This window comes from Chitinophaga silvisoli (assembly GCF_003412465.1).
Taxonomy (GTDB): domain Bacteria; phylum Bacteroidota; class Bacteroidia; order Chitinophagales; family Chitinophagaceae; genus Chitinophaga; species Chitinophaga silvisoli.
In genome coordinates, this window is sequence record NZ_QTJV01000006.1 from 106187 (window position 1) to 130061 (window position 23875).

General features: G+C 46.7%; 3 protein-coding genes. All 3 read right to left on the bottom strand.

The annotated features are described in order from the left end of the window. Nucleotides 1–5 precede the first annotated feature (5 nt). From DXN04_RS16210 to DXN04_RS16220, 3 genes are read right to left on the bottom strand one after another with little or no spacing between them, the layout of a single operon-like run. Complete coding sequence (locus DXN04_RS16210; RefSeq protein WP_116854430.1) at nt 6–4319, bottom strand: type I polyketide synthase; 4314 nt, start codon at nt 4317–4319, stop codon at nt 6–8. After that, entirely contained in the window at nt 4306–11724 is a 7419-nt protein-coding gene (locus tag DXN04_RS16215; RefSeq protein WP_116854431.1) for a hybrid non-ribosomal peptide synthetase/type I polyketide synthase, read from the bottom strand. The genes DXN04_RS16210 and DXN04_RS16215 overlap by 14 nt, the downstream gene beginning before the upstream one ends. Nucleotide 11725: 1 nt before the next feature. Further along, nucleotides 11726–23839 carry a non-ribosomal peptide synthetase gene (locus tag DXN04_RS16220; RefSeq protein ID WP_116854432.1) on the bottom strand — a complete coding sequence of 4038 codons (12114 nt, stop codon included), beginning with the start codon at nt 23837–23839 and terminating at the stop codon, nt 11726–11728. Nucleotides 23840–23875 lie beyond the last annotated feature (36 nt).

Sequence of the window (23875 nt, forward strand, 5' to 3'; positions counted from 1 at the left end):
CCAGATTAGATAGTAATTTCATTATCCATTTCCACGTCACTTTTCAACCATATCAGTTCGTCAATTTTAGCAGCGAATTCCCTGATGGTGATGTTTAGCAGGAAGTCGTAAAGACTTGGATTAACATTGAATTCATTTTTTATTCTCTTGAGCAGGATCATGCCTTTCAAAGAGTCGCCTCCCAGTTCAAAGAAGTTGTCTTCGATACCAATTCCGGCAATGCCAAAGAATTGTTCATAGATGCCTTTGAGTTTTTCTTCGGTGGCAGTTTCCGGTGCTACATACGCAGTAGATAATGCCGGGCGTTCCTTCTGTGTTTCAGCAACTGGTTTAAGTGTTTTGGGAGCAGAATATACTTCCTGCACGCGTGCGTTCAGATCACCTTTGTAGATGGTGAGCTGTGGAATTGTTTGCAGGTTTACACTCCAGTCAAACAGGGACACCAGTTCTTCAGGAGAAAGGGAGGTATTTTCTTTGGCGGCATCATCGGGAGTAAATGTGAGTCCGCTCAGGGCGACACTGATCCAGCCGGGTAAGCTGTCTTTACGGGCACTGACCAGGTGATCCATATAGAGGTTAGCAGCGGCATAGCTGGCATAGCCAAGGCCACCGAGTACCCCGGATAAGCTGGATGTGATCCATACGAAATCCGGGTGAAGGTCTTTGAAGACCTCGTACAGGGTTTCAATACCCTGTACTTTTGGCGCGAAGATATCGAGGGTATTGCTGCGGGTGAGTGCAGACAGGGGTTCAAAATAACGGCGGTCAACAATACCCGCGGCATGAATTACCCCATCTATGTGCCCGGATTCAGCTACAAGGGCCTGGATAGCGGCAACATCCGTAATATCGGCACTGTGATAGCTGACATCGGCACCTGCTGATTTCAATTCAGCGAGCCTTTCGCTGGCTTTTGTGTCCGGCGTGAGGGTTTGCCTGCCTATGAGGATCAAACGGGCCTTATAACGGCTGGAAAGGTGCTTAGACAGCACATAACCGGCATTACCCAAACCACCGGTAATGAGGTAGGTGCCCCCCTCTTTAATACGGCTACCAGTATTATTAATTTCTGCCTGGTTCCGTTCATAGTTTTTAATCCAGAGATGACCATTGCGGAGCGCTACAAACCGCTCCCTGTTCCTGCTTAGTAATGCCAGTACCTGCCTGATAGCAGGCTTTGTATCGAGGTCGATATTTGTACAGGATATACCGTACTCCTGGGGAGCGACCTGTAATATACCCAGTAATAATGACTGCTCATAATTACCCTGTTCATTGCCATATACCTGCTGGAGGGAATTGGTCAATACGGTGAGATGTTTTGTGCCATACTGCGCTGCCGCAGGGATGATAGCAGCAAGACCAAAGTATTGGTTGCCTTCATAAATAATGTCAGCGGGCGATGACAGGGAGCTGAATAACTGCGTCACATGTTCGGGGTTTTCTGCATTCAGCACATAGGCCTCGGCAGACAACTGCGCGTAATCCTCCCCGTTATATACTTTAATGACACTGGCACCTTCGGCAACCAGCTGATCGATCAGGGCCTGGGATAAGTCTTCATTAGCTGTGAAGAAGAGGAATCTTCTTTCTGCCAAAGACGAGATAAGAGGCTGCTCAGAACGCCGCCAGCTGGGATAGTACACCCAGTCTTTGAGCGTTTTACCATTCTCTGTTTTAGATAGAAGGCCTTCTGCGAATAAGTCAACCTCCGCAGGGTATGCTACGGGTTCAAAAGAGTAAGTAGGCAATGAGATTCTTTTGCGGGACTCGCCTGCATTAAACGCTGTCCAGTCCACCTGCACACCATTTGCCCATAGTTTTCCCAGGGCTTCCAGCAGGTAGGCATCATCCGGGCGGTTTTCTTTTACAGTGCGCACCAGGTTAACTGAAAATGCAGCTCTTTTTTGTAGTAATGGAATCAGGGTTCGTCCTGCACCTACTTCAATAAAGACAGCATTTGCGGCTGTAGTTAATAATGTTTGTAAGCCGTCGGCGAAACGGACGGTCTCGCGCAGATGACGGATCCAATATTCAGGACTCAGAACTTCTGTTGTTACCAGCTGGCCAGTGAGATTGGATATAAAGGGAATCTCAATTTCTCCAAAAACAACTGATTCCAGCAGGTTGCGGTAAGCGGGAAGAATGCTTTCCTGCATAGCAGAATGGAATGCATGAGAGGTATTTAATTTTACATAGGCGACCTCTTCATCTTTCAGTCGTTGTTCAAGTTGGGCGATTGCATCCAGGTCTCCGGAGAGTACAACCTGGCGGGAGCTGTTTACGGCGGCAAGGCTAATGTTGCTGTTAAGATAAGGTTTTACTGATTCCTCATCCAGGCCCACACTCAGCATGCCCCCATGAGGAAGACCGGACATCAGTTCCCCACGGTGTACCAGCAACCTAAGCGCATCTTCAAAACTAAATACGCCACTGATAGCTGCTGCCACATACTCACCGATACTATGCCCTATCATATAGGAAGGACGTAGTCCCCAGCTGAGTAAAAGCTTGCTCAAAGCATATTCCAGCAGGAAGATCAATGGCTGGGCATAACGCGTGTCATTGATCCGCTGATCTTCGGTGTCCGGGAAGAGTACAGGGCGAAAATCTTCATTAGTCAGTTCGTAGATATAGGACAAGCCTGCATCCAGATGTTGGCGGAAGACTGGTTCATGTTTATACAGGTCAGCGCCCATTCCGGCGTATTGGGAGCCCTGGCCGGGGAACATGAAAATGGTTTTGCCGGCAGGTGATTCGCGGATAATGCGATCCTCTGTGGTGTTGAATGAAGCCAGGTCTTCAGCGGAATTGATTAATACAGGCAGCCGATAAGTAAAATGTTTACGGCCCACCTGCAAGGTATAGGCCATGTCCGCAAGATTTACATCCTGATGGATGAAGTTTTTCAGTTGGGTTGTATAGCGGAGCAGAGAATTGCTGGTGCGGGCAGACAAAGGAAGCAGGTGATAACGTCTGCTTGTGGTGCCGGTGATTACTACCGGCGCTTCTTCCAATACGGCATGTGCATTTGTACCACCAATACCCAGGGAGCTTACGCCTGCACGCAGGGGGGCCTCTCCTTTCCGTTGCCATTCCTGCAAGGTGGCATTGACATAAAATGGTCCTCCTTCAAAGTCAATGTCGGGGTTAGCTGATTTGAAGTGAAGGCTTGCCGGAATTTGTTTGAATTTTAAAGACAGGGCTGTCTTGATCAGGCCTGCAATACCTGCTGCTGTATCCAGGTGACCGATATTCGTCTTCACGGAACCAATTGCACAACGATGTTTTGTGTTCCTGTTAAATGCAATATTCAGGGCTTCTACTTCAATGGGATCACCGAGTTTGGTGCCGGTGCCATGTGTTTCAATGTAACTGATGGTTTCGGGTTCAGTTTTACCGAGGATGTGTGCTTTCCGGATACATTCTACCTGGCCATCCACGCTAGGTGCAGTGAATCCTACTTTCCGGTTACCGTCGTTATTAGTGGCAGTACCTTTTATTACCGCATAGATCTGGTCGCCGTCTTTCAGGGCATCGCTCAGTCTTTTCAGCACTACGACACCTGCACCTTCGCCAGATAAGGTACCGGTGGCATCCTTATCAAAGGCACGGCAATGGCCGTCGGCAGAGAAGATCATACCTTCCTGGTAAAGATATCCTTTCTGGATCCGGGTGGAAAGGGACACGCCACCTGCCAGCGCAGTTTTACAGTCGCCAAGCAGGAGACTCTTGCAGGCCTGATCGATGGCGACCAGAGAAGTAGAGCAGGCAGTATTGACCGTATAGGCTGGGCCTTTCAGGTTGAGTTTATAAGATATCAGGGAGGCAAGATAATCCTTGTTGGTAATGATCTGCCTTGTATAGTCATCTACATTTCCATCTGTATTTTTGAGGGTGGCATACACTTTCCAGTTCACATCGTCACCGGCACCTGCGAAGAGGCCGATTGCACCTTTAGTTTGTTCAGGATTATAGCCGGCATCTTCCAGGGCTTCCCATACACAGAGGTGGAAGATCTTGTGGACAGGATTTAAGAGGGCAGCTTCTGCAGGACTATAATCAAAGAAGGCATAATCGAAGAGTTCCTTATCCTTGATGGCAATTTTTGCTTTCACAAAATCTTTGCGCTGGATGGTCTTGTCATCTACGCCGAGGTCTTTCAGTTCTTTGTCTGACAGGAAATCCACGGACTCAACTTCATGCACGAGGTTATGCCAAAATTCCCGCCAGCTGCTTGCTCCGGGGAAACGGCCAGACATTCCGATTATTGCAATTTCAAGTCCTGTGTAAGCTTGGGTACTTTTAGTTGTTGACATGATTTAATAATTTAAATGTCTCTTCCATAATATTTAATCCTGTTCTTGCATCGTGATCGGACTGGGTATGTGAATCTTTTCCGTCCGAATGCAGATAATCCACGAGGGCCTTAATGTTGGGCAGGCGGAATACAAGAACGAGGGGAATTTTCCGGTCAAATGTTTTTCTGATCAGGCCAAGCATCTTCATCATTTTGAATGAGTTGCCGCCAAGGTCAAAGAAATTGTCCTGTATGCCGACTTTTTCTATGCCTAATATCTCCTGCCAGATCTGTACAAGTTTCTCTTCCGTTTCATTGCGTGGGGCCATGTATTCAGCGGCACCTGAAAGTGCAGGGGTATTCATGGCTGACAGGACCTTTTTATCGATTTTACCGCTGGGAGTCACAGGCAGGGACGTTAATTGTACATAGTGATCGGGCAGCATGTACGGGGGAAGGATGCTTCCAAGGTAGGCGCGTATTTCGGTGGTGTTCAGTTCTTTTTTACCAACTAAATATGCAGTCAGTCCACGGTTGCCGTCCTTATCTTTCTTAACGATTACAACAGCAGATTCCAGGTCGGGATGTTTCTCCAGGATTGTTTCAATTTCACCGGGTTCTATTCTATATCCACGTACTTTTACCTGGTCATCTTTTCTACCCAGGAATTCGATATTGCCATCGGGGAGCCATCTGCCAAGGTCTCCTGTCATGTAGACCTTTCCACTTTGGCCTGATGGATCGGGAATGAATTTCTCCGCAGTTAATCCGGGTTTGTTGATATAGCCCCGGCTCAGGCCTGCCCCGCGGATGGCGATTTCGCCGGGGATCCCGATAGGCTGTTGTTGTCCATTACTATCCAGGATGTAGATAGTTGTATTGGCGATGGGTACACCGATCAGAACTTTGCTATTTTTAGTAATCCTGTAGATGGTGCTGTAGGTCGTATATTCAGAAGGGCCGTAGAGGTTGCGTACTTCGATCTGCCGGAGGTCTAAGCCTGCAATGATTTGCTGGGGAATAGGCTCTCCTGCCATGTTCAGGACCTTTACATTTGCCAGGTCCGCATGCTCGTTGAGGAGTGCGCCCACTACGGCAGGCACGGTATTTAAGAGAATCTTTGCATGTACGTTCAGATAGTCGTTTATCAGGAGTGCATTTTCTAATATGCGTACTTTTTTGCCGAAGCACAGGGAATAGAAAATTTCAAAGACTGACAGGTCGAAACAAACGGAGGTAACGGCAAAAACTACATCGAAGTCAGCATCTTTGAATTCCGTGGCAGCCCATTGTACAAAAGAATGAACATTCTGGTGTTCGATCATTACGCCTTTGGGGTTGCCAGTAGAACCGGATGTATAGATGACATAGGCGAGGTCGGATGCTTTAATGATGATGTCCGGATTTCCAGGATCATCAGGCAATGCGGCTGCTTTGAATTTCTCCAGTTCCTCATTATCAATCATCAGTTTGCACCGGCTGTCATTGAGCATATACTCCACTCTTTCTGCCGGATATGCGGGGTCTATAGGCACATAAGCAGCACCAGCTTTTAAGACGGCCAGCAGGGATATGATGAGCCATTCATTGCGTTGCAGCTTCACGCCTACCAGTTCATCCGGTGCTATACTGTAAGTATTTTTAAGATACCAGGCCAGGCGGTTCGCCTGTGTGTTTAACATGGCGTAAGTAAGTTCCACATCTCCGGAAAGCAGTGCAATGGTATCCGGGGTATTTTTCACCTGTTGTTCGAAGAGGTGAAGGATTGTTTGCGTTTCCGGGAAACTGATTTCAGGTCCCTTACCAAATATGGAAAGCAATTGCAGCTCTTCTTCCCTGATGTAATGCAGGCTGTATAAAGGCTGCCCGGCATGTTTGATAATGGCATCCAGGAGGCATTCAAAATGTTCGCTTAGTTTTTCGATGTCATGGAGTTTAAACAGATCGCTGTTATATTCAATGGTGTAGAAAAGTTCTTCCTGCTCTGATTCAGCAAAATTGAAAGTGAGATCGAATTTGCTGATCTGGTGACCGCCGTTATCAAAGTCTTTAACTTTTACATCGTGTAATTGTGCAGCTTCGGTATTATTAATACGTGTATTCAGCAATACTACCATGATGTCAAACAGGGGATTCCGGCTCACATCCCGCTGAAGGGATAACTGGTCTACCAGTTCATCAAAAGGATACATCTGGTGTTCGTATGCTTCGAGGGTGAGTTGTCTGACCTTTTCCAGGAGACTTCTGAAACTTTCCTGTCCACTGAAGCGGGTTCTGAGTGCGAGGGTGTTTACATAGAAACCGATCTGGTCTTCCAGGTCAGCATGTTCCCTGCCTGCTATCGGACTACCAATGATGATGTCTTCCTGGGTGGTATATCGATATAATAATGCATTTACAGTGGCCAGCAAGCCCATAAATAAGGTGCTCCCCTCCTGCTGTAGGAGTGACTTAAAGTCCTGTGTATGAGCCTGGCTGATCTTCCTCCTGATCATGCCGCCATTGTAAGTTTTTACGCCGGGTCTTGGTCCTTCTATTGGTAATTGCAATACGGGCAATTCGCCTTCAAACTGTTTTTTCCAGTAGTCAGCATGATCAGAAAGGGTCTTCCCTGTCATATGATCCTGTTGCCAGCTTGCATAGTCCTTGTATTGGATGCGTAAGGGAGGAAGTAAATGGGTGGTGCCATGGACAAAACCATTGTACAGTTGCAGCAATTCTTTCATCAGGATGTCCATAGACCAGCCATCGCTGATGATGTGATGCATAACGTAAACGAATCCCCAGGCATCGTCTGTCAACCGGAATAAGGCGGCTCTTAATAAAGGGCCGGTACTGAGATCGAAAGGCTTTACCAGTTCTTTAGTAACAAGGTGATTGACCTGGTCCGGATCATTACGCAAATCATGCTGCAGCAGACTAAACCTGAGGTCTTTCGCAGGCAATACAAACTGTTTGATCTCGCCTTGCGCATCTTCTCTGAAGACTGTTCTCAATATCTCATGACGATCGATCAATGTATCGAATGCAGTTTCCAATGCAGGAATATGCAGATTGCCTTCGAAGCGATAGCGGCCGGAGAGGTTATAGGCGGCATTACTGTCATCGAACTGGCTTAGGATCCAGAGTCTTCTTTGGGAAGATGACAAAGGATAGCTGGTATCGATGACAGCTGCCGGTATATTCAATATTTTATTCTCCTCCGGGCCTTTGCCTGTAGCCTGGATGTAATCAGCAACACCTTTGATGGTACGCAGTTCAAAAAAGTCTTTCAGGCTCGGGTTTACATTGAATTCATGCTTTATTCTTTTCAGCAGGATCATTGCTTTTAAAGAATCGCCACCCAGTTCGAAGAAATTATCTGCTGTGCCGATACCGGAGATACCGAAGAATTGTTCATAGAGGATAATCAGCTTTTCTTCTGTGGGTGTGGCTGCAGCGATGTAGGTGGTAGAAAGTGAGGGGCGTTCTGTGACGGGGATGTCTTCCACTATCTTTTGGGGTGCTGTATATACCTGCTGAATGCGGGTGGCCAGGTCACCTTTATAGATAGTGATTTGGGGTGTATGTTGCAGGCCTATGCTCCAATCGAATAAAGACACCAGTTCTTCAGGAGAGAGGGAGGCATTGTCTTTGGCAGCGTCTTCGGAAGTAAATGTAAGGCCACTCAATGCTACGCTGATCCATCCCGGCAGATCGGCTTTACGGGCACTGACCAGGTGGTCCATATAAAGATTGGCAGCAGCATAAGTAGCATAGCCCAGACCACCAAGTACACCGGAGAGACTAGAGGTAATCCAGACAAAATCCGGGTGGCGATCTTTAAAGACCGTATACAGGGTTTCAAGGCCCTGCATTTTGGGAGAGAGCACTTTGAGGGTGTTTTCGCTGCTAAGGGAGGAAAGGGGTTCAAAATAACGGTAGTCAACAATACCTGCAGCATGAATAACGCCGTCAATGTGACCGGTTCCGGATACTATAGTCTCAATAGCGTCAGCATCACTGATATCGGCACTGTAATAGGTGATTGCTGCACCCGTTTCCTGCAATTTTAAGAGCCTTTCGCTGGCTTTTGACCCATCGTTAAGCACTTGCCTGCCAATAAGCACTAATCGGGCCTTAAAACGGCTGGCAAGGTGCCTGGCCAGCACATAACCTGCATTACCCAGACCACCGGTGATCAGGTAGGTGCCTCCTTCTTTTATGCGGCTTTGCGTATTAGCAATAGTTCTTTTGTTACGCTCATGACCATAGATCCACAGGTGGCCTTTTCGAATGGCAAGCATGCGATCCTGGCTATTGTTAAGTACAGCTGCCAGCAGGCGGGCAGATACATGTTCATCCAGGTCTATGTTTGTACAGGATAGTCCATATTCCTGCGGAACTACCTGCAGTAAGCCCAGGAGTAAGGACTGGCTGTAAGCGCCCTGTTCATCGCCATACACCTGGTGAAGAGAGTTTGTCAGCACTGTAAGCCGTTGTACGCTGAACTGTGATGCAGCCTTTATTACATCGGCCAGTTCAAAATATTGTTTCAGCGGGTCGTCTTCTTCCAATGACCAGCCATAAATAATATCAGCCGGTGATTGCAGGCTACTCAATACCTGCATGTAATCTTCTCCTTTATGTATTTGTTTCACATTGTCCAGCTCCGCGCACAATGCCTGGGACAATTTATTATTCGCGGTAAAAAACAGGTATTGCTTTTTTTCAGTCTCAATCAATGGTTGTTCAGAACGCTTCCATGTAGGATAGTACACCCAGTCCTTCAGTTCCTTGCCACTATCTGACATGGCAGACAAGAGGCCATCCGCAAATACATCTACTTCCGCAGGATATTTTACCGGCTCAAAACAATAGGTAGGCAGTGACACCCTTCTGCGGGTTTCGCCTTCATTAAAAGCAGTCCAATCGACAGGCAAGCCATGCGCCCATAACTTTGCAACACCTTCCAGCAGGTAGGCATCATCTGCCCGATCTTCTTTTGGAGAGCGGAGGAGGCTCACTGATAAACCACCCCGTTTTTGCAATAAGGGGACCAATGTACGGGCTCCTAATTCTATAAATACAGGATTGTCACCTGCCGATAACAATGTTTGAATCCCATCGGAAAAACGGACTGTCTCACGTAAATGGCGCACCCAATATGCAGGACTGAGTGCTTCTGAAGTAATAAGTTTACCTGTCAGGTTGGAGACAAAAGGTATTTCTATCTTCCCGAAATGAATAGATTTCAGCAGGCGCTGATAAGCAGGCAGGATAATATCCTGCATGGCTGAGTGAAAGGCGTGGGAGGTGTGCAAGCGGACGAATGCCACATCCGCGGCTTTCAATTGTTGTTCCAGTAAAGCAATGGCATCCAGGTCACCGGAGAGGACTACCTGGCGGGCACTGTTTACTGCTGCGAGACTAATGCCCTTACCCAGGAAAGGTTTTACAGCTTCCTCATCCAGCCCGACACTCAACATCGCACCAGGAGGCAAGGCGGCCATCATTTCACCACGGCGTACCAACAAGTGAAGCGCATCTTCAAAACTAAACACACCACTGATACATGCCGCCACATACTCGCCAATACTATGCCCGATCATATAAGACGGCCGAATACCCCAGCTGATTAAAAGCCTGCTCAATGAGTATTCAAACAGGAAGATCAGCGGCTGTGCATAGCGTGTATCATTGATACGGGCAGCATCTGTTAATACTGCCTGGTAGTTCTCTCCCGTTAACTTCGTTATTAGCGCAAAGCCGGCATCCATATGCTGCCTGAATACCGGCTCATGGTTATAGAGGTCAGTTCCCATCCCTGCATACTGGGAACCCTGGCCAGGGAACATGAAAACAGTTTTTCCCAAAGGACCTGCCTCGCGAACGATCCTTTCTGACAAACCTGGTACGGACAAGGCAGTGGCTGCATCTTCACATACCAGGGGCAGGCGATATGTAAAATGCCTGCGGCCTACCTGTAAGGTGTAAGCCATGTCAGCAACATTTACCTGTTCTTTATTAATAAAGTGCTGTAATTGCGTTGTGAATTGAGTGAGTGACTGACTGGTACGCGCTGATAAGGGAAGGATTTTATACCTACGACCGGCTATGCTTTGGGGCTGTTCCGGAGCTTCTTCCAGCACAGCATGCGCATTTGTGCCTCCAATGCCCAGGGAGCTTACACCTGCGCGCAGCGGGGTATCCCCTTTCCGTTGCCATTGCTGCAAGCGGGTATTGACATAAAAGGGGCCTCCATCGAAATCAATTTCAGGGTTCGCCTTTTGAAAATGAAGGCTTGCCGGCAACTGTTGATATTTCAGGGCCAGCACCGTCTTTATTAATCCGGCTACACCGGCAGCGGCATCGAGGTGACCAATATTCGTTTTTACAGAACCTATGGCACAGAATTTCTGATCACCGCCGGTGGCAAAGGCTTCATTCAATCCCCTTATTTCAATTGGGTCTCCCAAAGCGGTTCCCGTACCGTGTGCTTCTATATATGAAATACTTTGTGCACTTACGCCTGCCAGTTTATGAGCAGCAGCAATGCATTCCGCCTGCCCTTTTACACTTGGCGCGGTATAACCAACTTTAAAGTTACCATCATTATTTACTACTGAAGCCTTGATGATAGCATATATATGATCACCATCTTTCATGGCTTCGCTAAGCTTTTTCAACACTACGATGCCAACACCTTCACCGGAAGCTGTACCACTCGCCTCCTCGTCAAATGCCCTGCAATGACCGTCTTTGGAAGCTATCATATCAGGCCTGTACAGGTAGCCTTTTCTTTTGGCAGTACGAATACAAATACCACCTGCCAGGGCCATGTTACATTCCCTGGTCAGCAGGCTCCTGCTGGCCAGGTGTATGGCACTCAGGGAAGTTGAACATGCTGTGTCTACATAATAAGAGGGGCCTCTCAGGTTCAGTTTATAGGCAACCAGTGTGCTGATAAAATGCTGAGACATAATCATGTTCAGGTAGAAGGGATCCAGCGTACTATCCGCAGCTTTTGAATGCGCATAGATCTTCCAGTTATCATTGATAGAGGCACCTGCAAACAGGCCAATCTTTTTTGATCCTGTCATTGAAGCATAGCCGGCATCTTCCAATGCCTTCCAGCAATGTTCATGGAACATGCGGATCTGGGGATCCATGAAAGCAGCTTCCTCAGCACTGTAACCAAAAAAAGCATGGTCGAAATGCTCTTTACCCTCTACCACACCTTGTGCTTTGACAAAGGATTCATTCTTGAGTAAGTGCTCAGGAACACCTGACAGTCTCAGTTCTTCATCGCTGAATGTCTTAATAGACTCCCTGCCTGATTTCAGATTTTCCCAGTATTCCAGGTAGTTATTGCTTCCCGGGAACTGAGCCGACATTCCGATCACAGCAATCTCAAGACCATCATATTTCTTAACAGCAGTCATGTTATTCAAATTTATTTAAGTCATCCAGTAACTGGTCCCTGTCTATCTCTTCTTCTTCCACCAGCACCTGTTCCTGCAATACATAGTCTACCAGGTCCTTGATAGTTGGGTAACGGAATAATAGTGTAATGTTTACTTCGATATTCAGTATGGCACTTGTTTGTTTAGCCAGCTTAATAATCATAATAGAGTTGCCCCCAGCTTCGAAGAAGTTATCTTCTACGCCTATTTTGTCCCTGTGTAATAATTGTTGCCATACGACTACCAGCTTTTCTTCTATCTCATTGCGGGGGGCTACATATGTTTCATTTGAGGACTCTCCCGGTGCAGGTAACCGCCGCCTGTCTATCTTTCCATTCACTGTGAGTGGAATACTGCCCATTTGTACAAAATGGGAAGGGATCATATAGGCAGGGAATTTGTCCTGCATATATTTCCTGATTGCAGCACTCGTTTCATTGGTGCCGGCAACGAAATAGGCGATCAGCTTCCTTTCGGCATTCTCAACACCACTGGCGATGACAGCGGCCGTTGTGACACCCGGATAATCGAGTAGTGCACTTTCAATTTCGCCTAGTGAAATGCGGTAGCCACGTATTTTCACCTGGTCATCATTTCTGCCCAGGAAGCGGATATTGCCATCCGGGAGCCATGCAGCGAGGTCACCGGTTTTATAGATCCTTTCATTTTCCCGGAAGGGATCTGTTAAGAATTTCTTACCTGTGAGTGCAGGATTGTTGAGATAGCCACGGGCCAGCTGGGAGCCACCGATGTATAGTTCACCGGGTACACCGACAGGACTTAGATCTCCATATCTGTCTAGGATGTAGATGTGCATATTGGCAATAGGCTTGCCGATGAGCACGGGGGTATTTTCTTCCAGTTCTTTGACGATACAGCCTACGGTTGCTTCTGTAGGTCCGTATTCATTATAGATCCGGATCTGTGGATTGATTTTTTTAAGAATGGACACATGTTTGGGAGTCACTTCTTCCCCACCGACGATAGCAGCAGTCATGGTTGTAGAGCTAAGATCCAGCTGCTCCAGGATACTGATATGTGAAGGGGTCAGTTTGATACTATTGATGCCACTCTCTATGCTAAAGCTATGTTGCAATACACCGGATATTTCATCGTCCTGGTCGTAGAGGAATAGCCGGCCGCCTTTTGCTAAGGGACAGAAAATGCTCGTGACGGTGAGGTCAAACGACAGGGATGTAAACAAGCCAAAACATGGGAGATCTGTAAAATAACAGGATGTGGCCCATTGGATGTAGTTGTACAGGCTTCCATGTGTAATAGCGCAACCTTTGGGTGCTGCAGTGGAACCGGATGTATAGATGACGTAAGCAAGGCCTTCTGAATTTGTCTTTGCCGGTGGTACTTCGCTGTTATAATTATGTGTGTCACTTTTGAATTGTGTTAACACCTCATTATCTACCAGCACCTTGCAGCCGCTATCAGTCAGCATATAATCAATTCTGCTCTTTGGATAGGCAGGATCTATTGGCAAATACGCGGCACCTGATTTAAGCACACCCAGGATAGAGATAATCATCCATTCACTACGATCCAGTAGTATGCCTGCAAGGTCTCCGGCGTGTAAACCAAGGCTTGTATGCAGGTAATGCGCAAACTGGTTGGCACTCGCATTAAGTTCTGCATAGGTCAGTTTCTTTCCCTGGAAGATCAGGGCGGTGGCAGCAGGCGTGTTCCGCACCTGTTGTTCAAAGAGCGAGAGGATCGTTCCCTGCTCATATTCTACAGCTGTTTGATTGAACTCGTTGATCAGCTGATGTTGTTCTTTTTCATCCAGTATCTTTAGTTCTCTGACCGTCTGATTGGGATTGTGCAGGGCTTGATCTATCAATACCAGTAACTGATTCGCGGCTCTTTCCATCAGTGCAGGTGCGTACTTATTGACATTGTAATTGAACTGAATTTCAATTTCTTCCCCAGGTACCACAACAAGCAACAGATCATAGTTGGTCTGTTCAAAACTGTCGTAAGACAGGAAAGATAATTTCTCATGTTCCTGGATACTGCGTTCTACGATCTCTTCTACAGGGTAATTTTCAAATACAATGATATGATCGAACAGGTTTCTTCCCAAGGCGCTTTCCATCTGCACTTCTGCCAGTTGCACATAATGATGAGGAGTGCTTTCAATATTGCTTTGTTGTAATTCCTGGAGTAGTGTGCGGATGGTCTTGTTATGAACAGGTACACGTACGGGGATTGTATTAATGAACAGGCCGATCATCTCTTCAATTCCTTTTACTTCAGCAGGACGGCCGGAAACGGTGGTGCCAAATACTACGTCGTCCGTGTTGTTGTATTTACTTAAGAGTACACCCCACATTCCCTGGATAAAGGTATTTTCTGTGAAGCCGTATTTGCCACACAGTTCTTTGATCCCCTCACTCTTTATTTTCAGTTTATATTTCTGAGCCTGGTATACCTCGCTAAGGGATTGTTTAGGTAATCCGCTTAGTGTATCATAACCCTGCAGGTAATTCCGCCAGTAGTTAAGTGTAAGTTGCTTATCCTGTTTTTCCAGCCACCGGAAGTAGTTTGCATACGCCTGCACCGGTTTCAGTTCTGTCTGTCCGTAATAGAGGTCAAAGAACTCTTTGCTCAGGATACTACTGCACCAGCCATCCATCAGGATATGATGGTAACTCCAGATCAGCTCATAGGTGTCTTCTCCAAGGTCCAGGATACATAAGCGCATCTGCGATCCGTTATCTAACCTGAATCCACGGGAGCGATCAGCCGAGCGATATGCGCGTACGGCTTCTTCTATTTCCCCATTGATTATTTCATAATGAAAATCGCCTTTTACATTTTTCTGTACTACCTGTAATAAACGATCTCCTAACCTCTCTGTAAAGAAGGTGCGCAGCACTGCATGACGGGATACCAGGCGTTGATAAGCCTGTTCCAGTAACTGGATATTTAGTTTACCACGGATCCGATAGCTAACCTGTTCAAAGTAAGCAGGTGCCTGTGGATGGGTCGCCCAATGATAGTATAGCCCTTCCTGCAGCGGACTGAGTGGATAGATATCTTCTATAGTATAATCGGCTGTCAACTCCGACAACCCGGCTACCTGTAGGGATTTATAGGTAAGGTCAACAGGCGTAATATGCTCTGTTGTCTCCCTGCTTAACTTATTGATTAATGCTTCCAGGTGATGACGATAGGAAGCTGATAATTTTTCTATGGTGGATGCTTCGTATTGCTGGCTGCTATAAGTGAAGGTAAGCTGTAAGCGACCAGCGGCTATCAGACCGGAGATACCCAGTAATACATCACGTTCCAGCATGGGAGAGAAATCGTGCCCATGGGATTCAGCGGCATGGTTGAAGAATTGATTATTCAATGTAGCAGTTCCGAATTCACCCAGGTAATTAAAACTCACCCGCGCTTTTACATGCGGGATGGGATGTAATAGCCCATAACCAATTCCCTTATTAGGGATCCGGTGCAATTGTTCTTTTACACCTATGAGTTGGGCTAGCTGATCTGCATACCCCATTTCCAGCACCACAGGATAGAGCGTCGTAAACCAGCCTACGGTGCGGCTTACGTCTACATCTTTCCCGATATCTTCACGACCATGACCTTCCATCTGAATGGCGACACGGGTAAGATTGAAAACCTCTTCTATTGAAAGTGCGAGGGCTGTCAATAAAATATCATTGATTTCAGTGCGATAAGCTTTATAACAATGTTGTTGAAGAGTTGCTGTCGTTCTTTCATCCAAGATGAAAGAAACAGACACGGCATCTTTGACATGGTTTGTTCCATTGGCATGATCCAATGGCAAGTCAGTGGATGTTATTTGAGACCAATATCCGGCTTCATGAGTTACATCAAAAGAGTGTAATTGCTCCTGCCAGTAACGGAAAGAATCTGTTTTTTGTGGCAAAGAGAAAGCAATACCCTGTGTAGACTGAGCATAAAGTGTACTGAGGTCTTCCAGTAATATACGCCATGATACGCCATCTACTACCAGGTGATGAATGACCAGTAATAAACGATCTGCATCGTCGCTATGGAATAATCCTGCACGCAGTAAGGGACCATGTTCCAGGTCGAAGCCTGATTGAAGTTGTTCGTAATAAGCCAGGGGATCATTGGTTTTATGAACTTCCAGGTGATAGCCCTGTTCAGCACCCAGGTTTTCCTGTAACCAACCTTCAGCTGTCTGCCTGTACACCATTCGCAATGCGTCGTGGTGCAGGACTAATGCAGATAAGGCTTTCCTGAGCCTGGATTCATCTATGCGGGGATTACCTTTTAATAAAACGGACTGATTGAAATGGTGTTTGTGATCATGAGGGCCATGTTCCAGGAAAGATGCCTGGATGGGGCCTAAAGGTACAATACCAGTTACCAGTCCCTGATCAGCAATGCGACTCAGGACCTGGATATGTTTACCCAGGTTCGCCAGTTCAGGATAACGAAGGATATCCTGGATTGTAACGCGGTAGCCTCTTTGCTTTAAGCGGGAAGCGATCTGGATAGACTTGATTGAATCACCACCCAGTACAAAAAAATTATCACGGATCCCGATGGGGTGTTTGTGGAGCACTTCTTCAAATACAGCTACGAGTTGCCGTTCCATTTCATTACGGGGTGCCAGGTAGCTGACACCGGTACCCATATCCTGCCCTTCGGGAGCTGGCAAACGCTTGCGGTCTATTTTCCCGTTCGGGTTTAATGGCAGTTCTTCCAGCTGTACATAATGTGCAGGCAACATATAGGATGGCAAAAGCTCACCCAGATAGAGACGTACATCTGCGGTGGTAAGCCCCTCATCCCCTACAATATAAGCCACCAACTCCTTTTCACCGGAGACATGTTCACGGGCTACAACTACAGCCGAGTTGATACCGGGATGGCCAAGCAGGAGACTTTCAATCTCCCCTAATTCAATACGGTAACCACGTACCTTTACCTGTTCATCTTTACGCCCCAGGAATTCTATATTGCCATCAGGCAACCAACGGCCAACATCTCCGGTGAGGTAGATCCTTTGACCCGGCTCATAAGGGTTGGCTACAAATTTCTCCTGTGTTAATTCCGGGCGATTGAGATAGCCACGTGATAAGCCATCACCTCCTACACAAATCTCACCGGTAACACCCACAGGGAGCAACCTGAGGTGATTATCCAGGATATATACTGAAGAACAGCTGACTGGCTTGCCGATAGGCACAATGCTGGCTTCCAGGAAATGAGCCGGCCAGTTCGTGGAATCATCCGTATTCTCTGTAGGACCATAGGCATTATGCAAGGTAGTCTTAAATCTTGTCACGAAATCATTCACCGTTTTCACGGTGAGCTTATCGCCACCAGATACCACATGCTTAAGGGAACGAAGTCTGAATGACGCTTCCTCATCTGCAGCCAACATAAGTTCCTGTAAGAGGACCGGCGGCATGTTTATTTTGGTGATGCTATATTTTTCTATAAAATCATAGAGGTTCTCAACGATATTATCCTTGAAATCAGGAGGGGCTATACAACATTTTGCCCCTGTCACAATGGGCAACAGGTACTCTTCTATCGCTCCATCAAAACTGTATGAGCGGTAGAAAATGATATTATCGGCAGGACCTGTACCGTAGGTATCCCTGAAGTATTGCATGCGGGCTGAGAGACTTCTATGTTCGATCATTACACCTTTGGGTTTGCCGGTAGACCCTGAGGTGTAGATCACATAGGCAAGGTGAGCGGGAGAGGGTAAAGAGGCCGGAAGACCGCTGTTATATGAAGCGGCAACTGTACGAAAACGTGCAAGCTCCTCTTCATTGATGAGCAGACGGGCATTGCTGTCGGCCAACATGTAGCTGATCCTTTCTTCCGGATAGGATGGATCAATGGGTACATAGGCGGCACCAGATTTAATAATACCAAGTATAGTGATGACCATCCATTCACTTCGATCCAGGAGAATGCCTACCAGGTCTTCATGCGCTATACTATAATTGTCCCGAAGGTAATGGGCAAACTGGTTAGAGAGGGTATCCAGCTCCTGGTAACTAAGCTTTGCAGTGCCATATTCTACTGCTATCGCTGCCGGTGACTGCTTTACCTGTTGACTAAACAAATGCGCGATGGTGTCATTTTCCGGGTAGGCGACAGTTGTGTTATTGAAGCCTCTCGTTAACTGCTGGTATTCTTCTTCCGTGAGATAGCTTAGTTCTCCAAGGGTTTGAGAAGGCCTGTTGACAGCATGGCCGATCAGGGTGTAAAAATGCTTAGCTAAACGGCTTATCTGTTCCTGATCGAAGATGTTGTGATTATAAGTAAAAGATACTTCCAGTGCATCACCGGGATTGACAGTGATGGAAAGGTTATAATTCGTTTGTTCAAGTATGGTAGAACTAAGGAGTGTAAGGTGTGAAGAAGTATTAGCCTCCTCATTGCCTGTAATTTCCTGCACCGGGTAGTTCTCATACACCAGGATATGATCAAAGAGGTTTCTGCCAAGCTCACTTTCCGACTGTACTTCGGCTAACTGCACATAGTGATGTGCACTGCTTTCTATACTTTCCTGCTGTACTGATTGTAAAAGGCTGCTAACAGTGCAGGTATCATCGACCTTGATTCTTACGGGCACGGTGTTTATAAACAGACCGATCATATCTTCTATACCCGCTACTTCTCCCGGGCGACCTGCTACTACTGCACCAAATACGACATCATCCGTATTATTATACCTGGCAAGTAATACGCCCCACATAGCCTGAATGAAGGTGCTTTCTGTAATACCCAGATCGGCACAAAGATCCCGCAGCCTGCTACGAATGTCGCCAGCCAGCAGGAAACGTTCTTTCTCTGCTGTGAAATCGCCTGCTACATCTGTGCTTTTAGTGGGTATACTGCTCACCGACTCATAATCCGACAAATACTTTTTCCAGTAATCAAGGGTGGCCGGTTTGTCTTTTTTTGCCAACCAGTTGAAATATTCTGAATAGGGTTGCACTGGTTTCATCTCAGGCATGATACCATCCAGCAGCCCATTATACACTTCAAAGAATTCTTTGATCAGGATACTGCCACACCAGCCATCCATCAGGATATGATGGAAACTCCAGATAAACTCATAGTTATCGTCTCCAAGGCTCAGTATACCTAAGCGCATCTGGGAGCCTGCATGCAAATCGAATCCACGGGCACGATCAGAAGAACGATAGTCCTGTACTGCCGCTTCTATATCTCCATGGATAGTATCATAATGGAAGTTCCCTTTCACATTCTTTTGCACTACCTGCAATAAGTTTTCTGTAAAGAATGTCCGCAGAACAGCATGACGGTCTACCAACATCTGATAGCTCTGTTCCAGCAAGGCAATATCTACCCGGCCACAGGCACGGAAGCTCATCTGCACAAAATAGGCAGCTGCATCCGGGTTGGTCAGCCAGTGATAATACAAACCTTGTTGTAAAGGGCTGAGGGGATAAACATCTTCGATTGTATAACGGGATGTGAGCTCAGCAAGTGCTGATATCGTTAAGTCTTTGCAGGTAAGATCGACCGGCGTTAAATGGACGCTTGTCTCCTGACTCAGGTGGCTGATCAGCGCTTCGAGGTGAAGGCGATACGAATCCAGTAATTGTGCAATAGTAGCAGCATGGTATTGCTGATTACTGTACGTGACAGAGAGTTGCAAGCGCCCCCCGGCCATCAGACCAGAGACATCCAGCAATACATCGCGTGCCAGTAATGGTGAAAAGTCATGTCCATGTGCTTCTGCTGAATAACTAAAATGAGCGGCAGTATCAGATGAAGCTATGTTATCGCCAAAGTCACCCAGGTAATTAAAACTCACTGCTGGCTGTAAATGACGGGCATGCCGTAACAGGCCATAGCCGATTCCCTTATTAGGTACCCGGTGTAATTGTTCTTTTACACTTACCAGCTGCGCAACAGGATCTGCGTACCCCATATCCAGCACTACAGGATATAAAGAGGTAAACCAGCCAACAGTGCGGCTCACATCTACATCCATACCAATGTCTTCCCGACCATGCCCTTCCATCTGAACAGCAACGCGCTTAATGCCGAAGACTTCTTCAATGGCAATCGCCAGGCCTGTCAGTAAAATATCATTGATCTCTGTACGATAAGCTTTGTAACAATGATGCTGCAAATCTGCTGTGATCTTTTCATCCAGTATAAATGAACCGGATACCGTGTCTCTCATAAGATTTGTACCATCAGGCATTTCTATCGGGAACGCCGGCAGTACAAGAGACGTGAGCTCCGACCAATACGGAGCTTCATCCGCTACATTATAAGAGCGTAACTGCTGCTGCCAGTATTGGAAAGAATCTGTTTTTTGAGGCAGGGAGAAAGGAAGGCCCTTAGTATATTGATCATATAAAGTACTGAGGTCTTCCAGCAAAATACGCCAGGAAACACCATCTACTACCAGGTGATGGATAATGAGCAGTAATTTATTATGGAAAAGACCTGCACGTAACAATGGGCCATTTGCAAGGTCGATACCTTCCTGCATCTTTTCATAATAAGGAAGGCGATCTTCAGTAGCATGAACTTCCAGGTGATAGCCCTGCTCAGTACCCAGGTTCTCCTGGATCCAGCCATCAGGGGTATGTCTGAACACCATTCGCAATGCGTCGTGATGCCGGGTCAAGGCGGACAGAGATGCTCTGAGAGCAGTTTCATCTATAGGCGTATTGCTTTCCAGCAATACTGATTGATTGAAATGATGTTTATGATCTTCTGTGCCATGCTCCAGGAAGGAAGCCTGCACCGGGCCTAATGGCACGGGACCGCTTATAATACCCTGGTCAGGCACACGAGCTGCGACCTGTACATGCACACTCAGATGGGCCACTTCAGGATAACGCAGGATGTCCTGGATGGCTACCCGGTAACCACGTTGTTTTAAGCGTGCTGCTATCTGGATGGACTTGATTGAATCGCCACCCATTACAAAGAAATTATCATGGATCCCGATGGGATGCTTGTGGAGTACTTCCTCAAAGACAGCCACCAATGCCTGCTCTTTGTCATTGCGGGGAGCGATGTATACGACACCGCTGTTCAAATCCTGGCCTTCAGGAGCAGGTAAGCATTTGCGGTCTACCTTACCATTGGGTGTCAACGGCAGTTCTTCCAATTGCACATAATGGGCAGGCAACATATATACAGGTAAACTGTTACCCAGGAAAGTACGCAGACCAGCTGCTGTAAAGGTGGTAGTTCCAACCAGGTAAGCTACAATTTCCTTTTCTTCAGCAGGCTTTTCCCTGACTATCACTACTACATCGGTGATCTCAGGATGGGCAAGTAATGCAGCCTCTATTTCGCCAAGTTCAATACGGTGACCACGAACTTTCACCTGGGCATCTTTACGACCCAGGAATTCAATATTGCCATCAGGCAACCAGCGCCCCAGATCTCCGGTCAGGTACATGCGTTCTCCTGCACGGAAGGGATTGACTACAAATTTCTCCTTAGTCAGTTCCGGGCGATTCAGGTATCCACGGGATAAACCATCGCCGCCCACACAGATCTCACCTGCCACGCCTACAGGCAGCAACTGCTGATGCGGATCCAGGATGTAAGCATAACTATTACTTATCGGACGGCCTACCGGAATATTAGCAGCAACTTCTTTTATATTATAAGTTAGAGAAAAGGTAGTATTCTCCGTAGGGCCATAGCCGTTTATGATAATAAGTTCAGGATAATGACTACGTAGTTTTGCGATATGTACAGGAGACAAGCGGTCACCACCAGCCAGTAGGGTACGCAAACCGGCAAAGAGAGCGATATGTCCATCTACAAGCTGATTCAGCCAACCTGCAGTAAACCAGATAGTATCTATCTTTTCAGTTTGCATTAACTGCGACAAAGCGGTGGGTTCCAGCAATACATTTTGAGGACACAGCACGAGGCAACCTCCATTCAACAGGGTGCTCCAATATTCAAACGTCGTAGCATCAAATGATAATGCACCGGTAGATAATACGACCTCGTTTCCATTTAGCGCAATAAATTCAGTGTTCTTTACCAGTCGTACCACCGCACGGTGCTCTACCATCACACCTTTCGGACGGCCGGTAGATCCCGAGGTAAACATTACATAAGCCAGGTCGCCGGCAGCAGTTCCTGCAGAAACGTCCAGTTCTTCCAGCGCTGCCGCACATTCCCGGAAAGCAGTTAAGAATGCCTCATCTATCACTACATTACTTGCACAATCACTCAGCATATCAGCCACGCGTTCTGCAGGATATTCGGTATCTATGGGCACATATGCAGCGCCTGCTTTTAAGATTCCAAGTACAGCAATAATAATCCATTCGCTGCGCTCCAGTTTTATTCCCACCAGGTCTCCCTTCCCTACCGCATATTTACGACGGAGGTAGTCTGACAAACGATTGCTCCATTTATTCAGTTCTGCGTAGGTAAACCGATGCTCTTCAAAAACGAGTGCAGTATTGTAAGGGGTTTCTTTTACCTGGGCCTCAAACAGGCTGGTGATAGATGAATAGCGGGGATAACCGGTAGTGGTGGCATTCAATCCTTCTGTGAGCAAATGCCGCTCGGCGGCGGATAAATATTCCAGTTGCTGGAGGGCTGTTCCTGGTTTTACAGTGATAGCAGTGAGCAGGGATTCAAAGTGGGTAAACAGCTGCGCAATGGTGGATCCTGTATAGATATCAGTATTATATTCAAGATCTAATTTCAGTTCATCTCCTACAGATGAGAAATTAAATACGATGTCAAATTTGCTGGTCAGGTCTTCTCCCTGTTCGTATCTTTTTACGGTTAGGCCATCGATACCTTGTTGTGTACCCGACTCACTATTTTGCAGTACAACTACGATATCAAAAAGTGGATGACGGGAAGGGCTCCTGGGAATACGAAGGTCTTCTACCAACTGATCTACAGGATATGCCTGATGGTCATATGCCTGCAGTGTCGTCTGCTTCACAGCCTTAAGCAATTCCAGGAAGCTGTCTGATCCTTTAAACCTGGATCGCAGTGGCAGGGTATTGACATAGAAGCCAATCTGGTCTTCAAGATCTGCGTGGTTACGCCCTGCTACCGGGCTCCCCAGCACTATATCTTCCTGTTGTGTGTAGCGATATAATAAGGTATTGACAGTAGCCAATAATCCCATAAACAGGGTGGCACCTTCCTGTTGACTGAGTTGTAGCAGCTTTTGGGCCAGGCCTGTCTTTAATTTTCTGTGGATGATATTTCCATTGAATGTTTTTACGGCCGGACGGGCATAATCGCCCATCAGGGCGATGACGGGGATTTCACCCTCAAACTGCTGTAACCAATATTTCTGATCACTTTCAGTTTCATCCTGCCCAAGCTGCCAGGCGGTGTAATCTTTATAATGGATGCGTAAAGGCTTTAAGGAATGGCTGGAACCATTGATATATGCATGGTAAAATAATAACAGTTCATTCAGCAAAATATTCATAGATGAACCATCGCTGATGATGTGATGCATGACATAAGTGAAGACCCAGGTATTAGGGCTTTCATGGAAGAGAGTTGCACGTAATAGAGGAGCGGCAGTCAGATCAAAAGGACGTTTATATTCTTCTTTCACCGCGGCTTCAATCAATTCAGCATCCAGCTCATATTTCTCAATTTTAAAATTGATTTCATCTACAGGCAGGATATACTGCCTGATCTCTCCAGCTTCATTTTCTTTAAAAGCAGTGCGCAGGCTTTCGTGACGGGATATTAAAGTATTGAAAGCATATTCAAGTGCTGGTATAGAAAGATTGCCATCGAATACGTATGCCATAGCGATATTATAAGCAGTACTGCCACCTTCCCACTGACTGGCGATCCAGAGTCTTCGCTGGGCATAAGACAATGGATAAGAGGCCTGTTCTGCTATAGAAGGGATGCTGTCAAACGCACCTTTCCCTGTTGCCCCGTTTCCAGACAAATAGGTAATCAGTGCGGCTTTATTCTTCCTGATAGTATCGATGAGGGTTTCTGTAAGTACGTCTTTAGGGGCATTAATTATCAACTCGCCATCGGCCACGGTTATCAAAATATTTTGATTAGCCAAATTCAGGATCAGATCATTAATCATAATGCGGGCATTAAGAATAGTTAAGGGGGTGTTTGG